General features: G+C 60.5%; 10 protein-coding genes. 4 read left to right on the plus strand and 6 right to left on the minus strand.

Annotation, left to right across the window (positions count from 1 at the left end; genetic code table 11):
* Positions 1-113: 113 nt before the first annotated feature.
* Complete coding sequence (gene speA, locus AAC083_RS09575; RefSeq protein ID WP_108536458.1) at positions 114-2,015, minus strand: biosynthetic arginine decarboxylase; 1,902 nt, start codon at positions 2,013-2,015, stop codon at positions 114-116.
* Positions 2,016-2,042: 27 nt separating this feature from the next.
* On the opposite strand from speA, the gene AAC083_RS09580 reads away from it, so the two are divergent.
* Positions 2,043-2,498, plus strand: coding sequence for a hypothetical protein (locus AAC083_RS09580; protein ID WP_181364704.1), 456 nt, complete (start codon positions 2,043-2,045; stop codon positions 2,496-2,498).
* A 595-nt stretch (positions 2,499-3,093) separates the two neighbouring features.
* Positions 3,094-4,317, plus strand: coding sequence for a peptidase T (gene pepT / locus AAC083_RS09585; RefSeq protein WP_108536459.1), 1,224 nt, complete (start codon positions 3,094-3,096; stop codon positions 4,315-4,317).
* Positions 4,318-4,431: 114 nt separating this feature from the next.
* Here the strand turns inward: pepT and AAC083_RS09590 are convergent, their stop codons facing one another.
* From AAC083_RS09590 to AAC083_RS09605, 4 genes are all read right to left on the minus strand, one after another.
* Positions 4,432-4,740, minus strand: a complete 309-nt coding sequence (locus AAC083_RS09590) for a SelT/SelW/SelH family protein (RefSeq protein WP_108536460.1) — start codon at positions 4,738-4,740, stop codon at positions 4,432-4,434.
* An 89-nt stretch (positions 4,741-4,829) separates the two neighbouring features.
* On the minus strand, positions 4,830-5,951 hold the full coding sequence (locus tag AAC083_RS09595; RefSeq protein ID WP_108536461.1) for an adenosylhomocysteinase: 1,122 nt from the start codon (positions 5,949-5,951) through the stop codon (positions 4,830-4,832).
* A gap of 188 nt (positions 5,952-6,139) precedes the next feature.
* Positions 6,140-6,877 (minus strand): hypothetical protein, encoded by a 738-nt coding sequence (locus AAC083_RS09600; RefSeq protein ID WP_108536462.1) that lies wholly within the window; start codon positions 6,875-6,877, stop codon positions 6,140-6,142.
* Positions 6,877-7,437 carry a YceI family protein gene (locus AAC083_RS09605; protein WP_108536463.1) on the minus strand — a complete coding sequence of 187 codons (561 nt, stop codon included), beginning with the start codon at positions 7,435-7,437 and terminating at the stop codon, positions 6,877-6,879. The genes AAC083_RS09600 and AAC083_RS09605 overlap by 1 nt, the downstream gene beginning before the upstream one ends.
* Positions 7,438-7,547: 110 nt before the next feature.
* On the opposite strand from AAC083_RS09605, the gene AAC083_RS09610 reads away from it, so the two are divergent.
* Complete coding sequence (locus tag AAC083_RS09610; protein ID WP_108536464.1) at positions 7,548-8,450, plus strand: LysR family transcriptional regulator; 903 nt, start codon at positions 7,548-7,550, stop codon at positions 8,448-8,450.
* A 14-nt stretch (positions 8,451-8,464) separates the two neighbouring features.
* On the opposite strand, the gene AAC083_RS09615 is transcribed toward AAC083_RS09610, so the two are convergent.
* Complete coding sequence (locus AAC083_RS09615; RefSeq protein WP_042034594.1) at positions 8,465-8,902, minus strand: hypothetical protein; 438 nt, start codon at positions 8,900-8,902, stop codon at positions 8,465-8,467.
* 66 nt (positions 8,903-8,968) lie between these two features.
* Here AAC083_RS09615 and AAC083_RS09620 point away from each other — a divergent pair.
* A partial coding sequence (locus AAC083_RS09620; RefSeq protein ID WP_146181638.1) for a formate--tetrahydrofolate ligase occupies positions 8,969-9,550 on the plus strand: 582 nt, incomplete at its 3' end.

Raw genomic sequence — 9,550 nt, forward strand, 5'->3', positions numbered from 1 at the left:
AAACAAATAAAAACAATGCCAGTCAGGCTTAACTGACTGGCATTACGCCCGAAGGCGCCGTTTTTTCATTCCCGTCTTTTTGTTTCCACCGACGGGGCGAACAAGCCTGAGGCTTATTCGTCTTCCAGATAGGCGTAGCCTTGCAGACCCAGCTCCAGCTCGTCGAGCAGGGCTTTGCGGGTCGCGTCGTCCAGCACCGGGTGGGAGACAATGCGCTGATAGTTCTCGCGAATGACGGAGGGGTCGATGTTGACGTAACGCAGCAGCTGATCGACGGTATCGCCGCGCACCACATTGCGAATCTCCATCTTGCCCTCTTCATCGAGACACACTTCCGCGCAGTGAGTGTCACCGAACAGGTTGTGCAGATCCCCCAGGATCTCCTGATAGGCACCGACCAGGAAGAAGCCGACGTGGCACACTTCGTTCTCGGCGTACTCCGGCATCGGCAGCGTGCTCTCGACACCCAGACCGTCGACGTAGTGCTCTACCTGACCGTCCGAGTCGCAGGTGATGTCCATCAGAATACCGCGGCGGCTGAGCGGACGATCGAGACCGGTCAGCGGCATCACCGGGAATACCTGACCGATACCCCAGGCATCCGGCAGGGACTGGAACAGTGAGAAATTGGCAAAACACTTGTCGGCCAGTTTCTCGGAGAGCTCGTCAGCCAAGGCGCGGTGGTTGCGGTTGACCGGGTTGAGCAGCTCTTTGAGCATCAGACAGGTGTTCTGGTGCAACATCTCGGCCCAGGCACGTTGCTCCAGGTTGAGCAGGCCCATGGTGTACTGGGTGTTCACATCGCCCAGATCCGCCACCGAGTCGTGGAAGATCTCCAGCAGGGAGGGATCTTCGCTGCGAAGATCCAGCCAGCCTTTCCACATGTTCTGCAAAATGGTGGGAGCATCTTCATCCGGCGCGCTGATGTCGCTCATCTCCACCCCTTCGGCACCAATCAGATTGGTGACCAGCACGGCGTGGTGAGCGGTCAGGGCACGGCCGGACTCGCTGATGATGGTCGGGTGCGGCAGGTCAAACTCGCGGCACACATCGCCTATGCCCCACACCACGTTGTTGGCGTACTCGGACAGGCTGTAGTTGGCGGAGCAGTGACTCTGGGAGCGGGTGCCCTCATAGTCCACACCCAAGCCCCCCCCCACGTCGACCACGTCGACGGGCACGCCCAAGCGACGCAACTCGGAATAGAAGCGGCCGCACTCGCGGATCCCGCCCTGAATGTCGCGGATGTTGGCGATCTGGGAGCCCAGATGGAAGTGCAGCAGTTGCAGGCAATCCAGCTTGCCGACACTGCGCAGACGCTCGACCAGCGCCAGGATCTGGGAGGCGGAGAGGCCAAATTTGGACATGGAGCCGCCGCTCGATTCCCACATGCCGGAGCCGGTGGAGGCAAGCTTGGCGCGCACCCCTATGTTGGGCTTGATGTTGAGGCGAGCTGACTCGTCCAGCACCATTTCCAGTTCAGAGGGTTTTTCCACCACGATATAGACCTTGTGGCCCATCAGGTTGCCCAAGAGGGCGTGGCGGATATATTCGCGGTCTTTGTAACCGTTGCAGACGATCACCGAGCCTTGCTCATGGTGATGGGACAGCACGGCCAGCAGTTCCGGTTTGGAACCAGCTTCCAGGCCAAGCCGGGGCTTGTCGCTGTAGGACTGGCTGATGGTCTCGATGACACGACTCTGCTGGTTTACCTTGATCGGGTAAACACAGAGGTAGTCCCCTTCATAGCCTGACTTCTCGATGGCCTGACCAAAGGCGTTGAACAGCGCATCGACCCGACTCTTGAGGATGTCAGGGAAGCGCAGCAACACGGGGGTGGTCAGCCCGGACTGACGCAACTGTTCGATAGCATCAGAGATGACGATGTGTGCGTCAGGGCGTGATTTGTCGGGCGCGACGGTCACATGACCGGCGTCATTGATGTTGAAAAAACCCGCACCCCAGTAGGGAACGTTGTAGACCTTCAAGGAGTCCTTGCTGGACCAGTTAGTCATGGGCTATGCCTCGCAAATGAGCGGCCAGTGGCCGCCTTCGTTACCCTCAATCACATCCAGACCATCTCGTGCAAAGCGTGGCGAGCCAACGCTGCCTGCTGGAGTCTGGAAAGTCCTCTGTCTGAGCCCGCGGCGCAGGGCCGCTTGACCTCGACCGTGACTCGCTGTCACATCCAGACCATCTCTTTGCACATCGCGGCAAGCCTGTGGCTGCCTGGTGGATTTTGGGAAGTAACGAGTCTTGATGTGGGGCTGGTGGCTTTACATCAAGCTCAACGGTATGCGGTGCTGCGCAAACAGCGCCGCGGTACTTTGATGACAGACGACATCAGCCACGCCGTCAGTTCATCATTCGGCAGCATCACGACGACAAGGGAGGTTTCAAAGAAGAAAGCGAGGGCGCCAGCACGCAAGCGTGTTGATAGACGACCACGACCACAGCCCAACCCAATACCCGTGACCGCCCATGACAAGGGAAGATGATGAGCCATTGGCTCACTCGGTCAGATGGATAATGAGTGTCCGTTGTTCTCCCTGATACCGGAGCCTAACCGGTATTAAAGAAACCATACCCCAGCAGTGTCTGTCGTTTCTGCGTGCCTCGCCCTATAGGCGTATGATCTTTCAGGTTTCTGGCGGCCTCAGCCTGCTTCAGGGTTACCCTTGGATCGGCGCGGAGTGTACACACTTACCGCCAGCGGTGACAATAAAAAATAGTGTTCAAAAACTGCTTTTAATAAGGCGATCAAATCTTGCTGCCGATGAGGCTGGCACTGGGATGCCGAGGCTCACCCGCAGGTCATTCTTGCCCCTGAAAATAGCGCGGGATTGGCCCCCTCGGGCAGAGCCCTTGTGGCACCCCGCCGCACATCTCATAGGGCCTCATGACAGCACGCTTAAAAATGCAGATTTCGCGTTATTTTATTCTACGTAGAATATCACTAGCCACCGCTTGCTCTACCTTACACGCTTCACACCACATCTTCGCCAAAAAATGTGACAAAAACTGCGCTGACGCAATAAGCGCCCCGGCAAGATTGACCACAATGGTCCTTCATCACAGGTTTGAGGCTTGCCAATGGATACCCTGCTTGAGCGCTTTTTGCGTTACGTGACGTTTCATACCCGCTCCGATGCGACCAATCCCGCCTGCCCCAGCAGCGAAGGCCAGCTGATCTTCGCCCGTGCCCTGCAAGATGAGATGCAGCAGATGGGGCTGACCCGGGTCGCCCTGGACGAGCACGGCTACCTCACCGGCTGCCTGCCGGGCAACCAGCCGGATGCCCCCGCCATCGGCCTGATTGCCCACATGGATACCGCCGACTACGAGGCCGAGCAGGTGGTCCCCCAGCTTATCGAGCACTATCAGGGAGGGGACATTTGTCTGGGCAAGGGGGATGAGGTGCTCGCCATCCGTGACTACCGTTTCCTGAAAAACTATCTGGGCCAGGATCTCATCACCACCGACGGCACTACCCTGCTGGGCGCCGATGACAAGGCGGGTATCGCCGAGATCCTCAGCGCCATCGCCCATCTGCAGGCCCACCCCGAGATCCCCCGTGGCGACGTCTGGGTCGGCTTCACTCCGGACGAAGAGATCGGCCGCGGCGCAGATCGCTTCCCGCTGGACCGCTTCCCGGCTCGCTGGGCCTATACCGTGGATGGCGGCGAACTGGGGGAGCTGGAGTATGAAAATTTCAACGCCGCCAGCGCCAACCTGCGCTTTGTCGGCAACAACGTCCACCCCGGCACCGCCAAGGGCAGCATGATCAACAGCCAGACCCTGGCCGCCCGCTTCCACGCCGCCATGCCCGCCGGGCAGACCCCGGAGTGCACCGACGGGTATGAGGGCTTCTTCCATCTGGCCCAGATGAGCGGCACCGTAGAGGAGAGCACCCTGCACTACATCATCCGTGACTTCGACGACGAACATTTCGCCGCGCGCAAGGCCGAGATGCAGAGCCGGGTCGCCGCCATGCAGGCCGAGTATCCCAAGGCCCGCATCGAGCTGACCCTGACTGACAGCTATCGCAATATGCGCAGCCAGATTGAGCCGCACATGCACATAGTCGAGCTGGCCCGCGCCGCCATGGAGGCCGCAGACGTGGAGCCCAAGATCAAGCCGATCCGCGGCGGGACCGACGGTGCCCGCCTCTCCTTTATGGGCCTGCCCTGCCCCAACCTCTTCACCGGTGGCCACAACTTCCACGGCAAGCACGAGTTCATACCGCTGCAATCCATGGAAAAAGCGGTCGCCACCCTGGTGGAGCTGGTGCGCCTCACCTCCGCCTGGCGCGCATAAGGTTATTGCCACATCCCCGCAGGCGGGAAACTAAACAAGGAGAGGGAGGCCATGGCCTCCCTCTCCTTTTTCTATATTGCTGACAACCTTTGCAGGCGATATGCCAAGTTGACGCTACTCGGCCGCCTTGCGATCCGAGTGGCCCAGATCCCGCTGTGGGGCGATGACATCGCGCACCCGCTGCTTGATCTCTTTGGCCTCGGGGAAGCCCTCGTCAGCCACCCGGTCCCACACCAGCACGCCATTTACCAGAATACGGAACTCCCCCTTGCTGGCGGGCACCAGCGCCACTTCGCCAAGATCGCTGTCGAAGGTGGAGAGCAGCTCCTGCGCCAGCCAGGCGGCGCGCAGCATCCAGCGACAGAGGGTGCAGTAGCGGATCTCGATGCGGGGCTTGCTGATGGGAATTAACAACTCTGTCATTGGGTGACTCCATAAAAATCGGCCAGCGGGGAAGGGGGATAATGATGACCCGCCATGTCTGCTGCTCTAAGCAAAGAGTGCAGCCCGGCTCACTGGCTGACCCCGTGGAAATCGCTTAGCCAGTGACGGGCTATGGTGCGCATGGTCGACTGCGGCAGATCGAACAGGCCAGGGGCCAGGGGTTGCTGCGCCAGCTGGCGCACCCCTTCGATGATCTCCGCCAGCACCAGATAGACATATTCGCCGATGACAGCGCCGTGGACGAAATTGACCGCCTCCCCCCGGTTGAGCAGGAAGATGGTGCTGCCATCGGGCCGGGTCAGCGCCAGCACATGGGGGCACACCTCCTCGCTCGGCCAGGGCAGCCGAGAGAGACAAAATGCGAATTCGTCATCGGCCGAGGTGACCGAGGCCAGCATGGCGCCAGGGCGCAACTGCTGCAGATCGGCCAGGTCCAGCGCACCGTTGCCGGTGGAGCAGATCACCAGCTCGGCCCGACTGAGCGCCTCGGCCTTGCCCACCAGCTTGAAGCCGTGGGAGAGCGCCTCCACCTGACGCAGCACGTCTGTCTCCACCAGCTCCAGATGCAGGTTGCGGCACCTGAGCTCGCGGGCGATGCTGCGCCCCACCTTGCCATAGCCGAATAGAGCGGCCTGACAGACGTTGAAGGTGCGGTTTAGCGTACGTGCCAACGACTCGGCGGAGTAGACCACGCTCAGACCAATCTGGATATCCTCGGCCTGCTTGAGGGGGCTGCGCGCCACCGAGATGACAGGGGTCACCAGCACCTCCTGTTGGTAGCGCTGATGGCCGTTTTCGGTCATCTCCACCACCCCGAGGAAACGGGGGCCGAAATACTCGCTCAGGGTCGCCTGGGTTTTAGCAAAGTAGCCACCTATGTCCAGAATAATCAGCCGTTCATGGGGGGCCACCAGGGGGGCTATGTGCTCTATCACCCCCTGCGGCGTATTGGTCCACTGGCGGTTAAGCGGCAGCACGGGGTAATGCTGCTGGGCCCAGGTCAGGGTCGGGCCGTGCACTGACTTGGGTTTGGGCAGGATGGCGCCGATCCGCCCGATGTGATCGAGGGCCTGGATAAACTGGGGGCGATCGGGAAGCAGGTGGGTAACCAGCAGGATACAGAGACCATCGAGGCGGCCCTGCTCGGTGAAATGGCGAAAAAACAGATGCTCAGATCCTTGACTGCGCAACTGTGGCCTCCTTAGCGCGCCGCAAACAAGCAGGCAAACAAAACCCGGTATCACCGGGTTCTGTTTGTGTGTCCAGATAATTGAAAAACCTTTTTATCTGAATCCACAGGGGGGCTCAATCTTTATCTATACAGTCTATGACGAAGTCGTCAACTTTCGGGTTAATCGACTGTTTTTTATGCTAAAAATCAGTACAAAGAGGCCTCTGGCCACACCTTCCACAGACTCAATCCAGTGCCTACTCCCGCCAGCAGGATCAGCACAACCCAACGCTGGATCCAGGGCTTGTTGCGCAAGGCCCACTCCAGCAGTGGCAACAGCCAGACCGGCAGCAAGACCACAAGCGGCACTTCCACGTATTGCCAGGCGAGCATCTGCATGAAGGCCAGTACCAACCCGAGCGCGGCAGGCGCCGCCTTAATACCGGCAAAGGCGCCGAGCAGGGCGCGGAAACCGGCAAAGGCAGCCAGGGCCCCCGCCAACTGGGCAATCAGCAAGCTGCCGTCGATGCCGATCACCAGCGCCAGCCAGATGAAGCCAAGGGCAAAGCCCAGCCCTTCGCGGCAGTCACCACGCAGCTCGGTCCACCCCAACCAGGCGATGGCGGGCAGCAATGCCAGCCAGATGCGCGGCTCACTGCTCAGCACAGAGGCCATCCCCTGCCACCACACCAGAGCGGAGAGCGCCGCGAACAGCAACAACGCGGCCCGCTTGTCCGCCAGTTGCGCCGCAATCGCCGGCACCAGCAAGATCAGCGGCAGCCATTGCCACGCCTTGGCCGGCAGCCCATAGGCGCCACCCAGCAGGCAGCCCACCAGCCAGAGCGCCAGAGCGCCCCACAGATACCCCAGTCGCGGCCAGCGCCATGACAGCAAAGCGGCCCCTAAAGGAGCCGCCAGGGTTTGTAGCAGGAGTGCTGCGCCCATTACTTGCGCACGCCTTCGACGAACAGGTTGATACTCATCTCGTCCGGAATGCCGGGCAACATGTAGCTCACACCGAAGTCACTGCGCTTGATGGTGGCGGAGGCGTTGAAGCCGCTGCGATAGCCGCCCCAAGGATCCTTGCCCTCGCCGATCTTGACCAGATCGAAGGCCACCTCTTTGGAGACGCCGTGCAAGGTCAGGGTCCCTTTCAGTACGCCTTTATCCGTGGTGCCCTCATAAGCAGAGCTGACGAAGGTCATCTTGGGATACTGCTTCACGTCCAGAAAATCGGGGCTGCGCAAGTGTTTGTCGCGGGCTTCGTGGTTGGAGTCCACGCTGGCTGCATCCACTTCGAAGCTCGCCCTGGCCGCAGCCGGATTGGCATCGTCCATGCTGAAGGTGCCGCTGAAGGTGTTGAAACGACCGACCAGCTCGGAGAAGCCGAGGTGCCCCACCTTGAACTGGACAGTGGTGTGAGCCGCATCGACATCGTAATCAGCCGCCATCAGGGGGGCTGCCATAAACAGGCAGGAGGCCAGCAGGGCCTTGGTCATTTTCATCCGTTCGTTCCTTCATATTGGGGGTTCACAACAACAGCCAAGATGCTAACCTCCATAGCGGAATAGATAATCAGCGATTTATTAAAATAATTATCAACTGAGAGTGAAAGATGGACCAGATAGCCGCCATGCGCACCTTCATCAAGGTGGTGGAGTGTCAGAGTTTTACCAAGGCCGCCAACCAGCTCGGCATCTCGGTCGCCATGGCCTCCAAGCTGATGCAGCAGCTGGAGGAGTCCCTCTCCACCCGTCTGCTGTCGCGCACCACCCGTCAGGTCAACCCCACAGAGGCGGGCCAGTTCCACTACCAGCGATCCCAGGCCCTGCTGGCAGAGCTGGAAGAGACCCACAGCCAGCTCACCCGCAACAACCAGCAGCCTCAGGGCACCCTCAAGCTATCGGTGCCGATGGACTTTGGCTACCTGCACCTCTCCCCCGCCCTGCCGCTGTTTCGTGAACGCTTCCCGGACCTGAAGCTGGAGATAGAGTACAGCGACCGGCGAGTGGCCTTGGTGGAAGAGGGGTTCGATCTGGCGCTGCGCATCGGCAACCTGCCAGACTCCTCTCTGGTGGCCAAACCGCTGGCCATGATGAAGCTGGAGGTGTGTGCCAGCCCCGCTTACCTGGCCCGCAAGGGCGCGCCGCAGAGCCCGGAGGATCTCAAGCAACACGACTGCCTCATCTACACCCTGACCCAGCCGGACTGGGTCTTCAAACGGGATGGTGAGCAGCTGAGCATTCGCCCGCAGGGGTCGCTTCGCGCCAACAACGGTGTGGCCCTGACCCGGGCCGCCTGCGATCATCAGGGCATCATATTGCAGCCCACCTTCATCGTCGGCGATGCACTGCGCTCGGGGGCGCTGGTGTCACTGCTGCCGAAGTGGGAGAAGGGGCAGGTGGGGCTCTATGCCCTCTATCCGCACCGCCGTTTCGTGTCGGCCAAGGTGCGCTGTTTCATCGAATTCGTGCAGGAGCGTTATCTCGCCCCCCACTATTGGGATCGCAAAGAATAAGCCCGAGCCGGGATTTATGATGTGGAGGCGCCAGACGGTGGCGACCCAGGTTCGGCTGGCTGCGGCAGTTCGGCCACCAACAGCTGATCGGTCTGCATTATTTGCCAGCGAGGCAGGCGGCGCCGCAAGGTGGCAATTTGCTCTTCGCTCAAGACATAGGGCAGCCTGATGTGCAGGCAGTGACAATCGAGCATGCCGGCCAACTGCAATATCAGGATGAGATTGGCCTCATCCGTCTTGTGTTTGTTGATGCGTTTGCCCAGTTCGTGACGAAAGTGGGTCTCGGGATCCTGGATCATCGCCTGCCAGCCATAACCGAACAGCGGCATGAAGGCACTGACGATGCCAAGGGCGGTGAGCGGCCGCTTGGGCGGGTGGTAGAGGGCGTTGAGATCCAGCAGTATGGGCGTTAGATGCAGCTCACGACTGCCGGATAAAATGTTATTACTCATTGGATAACCCTGTTGATTCCACTAGACTGCGCCGCATATTTGACCTGACATGCCAACGAGGTGCTGATGCTAAGCGATATCGAGATCTCCCGCCAGTCCCCCCGTCTTCCCATCCAGGTGCTGGCCGAACACTTGTGCATCCCGGCTCACCTGCTCAGTCCTCACGGTCACTACAAGGGCAAGCTCAGCCTCGGCCTGCTCAACCAACCTGCTGGCAAGGCGGGCAAGCTGGTACTGGTGAGCGCCATCACCCCGACGCCCCTCGGCGAGGGCAAGACGGTCACGACCCTCGGTCTCTCCATGGGGCTCAACCACATAGGCCAGCCCAGCATCGCCACCATACGCCAGCCGAGTCTCGGCCCGGTATTCGGGGTCAAGGGGGGCGCCGCCGGGGGTGGCCATGCCCAGGTGGTGCCGATGGAGGAGATGAACCTCCACCTGACCGGCGATTTTCACGCTCTCACCGCCGCCCACAACCTGGCCGCCGCCGCGCTGGATGCCCGCTTGTTCCACGAGCAGAAACTGGGCGATGAGTTCACCGCCAGAACCGGTTTGCCGCGGCTAGACATCGACCCTGCCAACATCCTCTGGCCGCGTACCCTCGACATGAACGACCGCGCCCTGCGCCACCTCAGCATCGGTCAGGGT

It is taken from the genome of Aeromonas sp. HMWF014 (genome assembly GCF_963878295.1).
Lineage (GTDB): Bacteria > Pseudomonadota > Gammaproteobacteria > Enterobacterales > Aeromonadaceae > Aeromonas > Aeromonas popoffii.

Excerpts from the sequence above, each read along its gene's own strand:
- speA (WP_108536458.1), bottom strand. The coding sequence starts at position 2,015 with ATGACTAACTGGTCCAGCAAGGACTCCTTGAAGGTCTACAACGTTCCC.
- pepT (WP_108536459.1), top strand. The coding sequence starts at position 3,094 with ATGGATACCCTGCTTGAGCGCTTTTTGCGTTACGTGACGTTTCATACC.
- AAC083_RS09590 (WP_108536460.1), bottom strand. The coding sequence starts at position 4,740 with ATGACAGAGTTGTTAATTCCCATCAGCAAGCCCCGCATCGAGATCCGC.
- AAC083_RS09600 (WP_108536462.1), bottom strand. The coding sequence starts at position 6,877 with ATGGGCGCAGCACTCCTGCTACAAACCCTGGCGGCTCCTTTAGGGGCC.
- AAC083_RS09605 (WP_108536463.1), bottom strand. The coding sequence starts at position 7,437 with ATGAAAATGACCAAGGCCCTGCTGGCCTCCTGCCTGTTTATGGCAGCC.
- AAC083_RS09610 (WP_108536464.1), top strand. The coding sequence starts at position 7,548 with ATGGACCAGATAGCCGCCATGCGCACCTTCATCAAGGTGGTGGAGTGT.
- AAC083_RS09615 (WP_042034594.1), bottom strand. The coding sequence starts at position 8,902 with ATGAGTAATAACATTTTATCCGGCAGTCGTGAGCTGCATCTAACGCCC.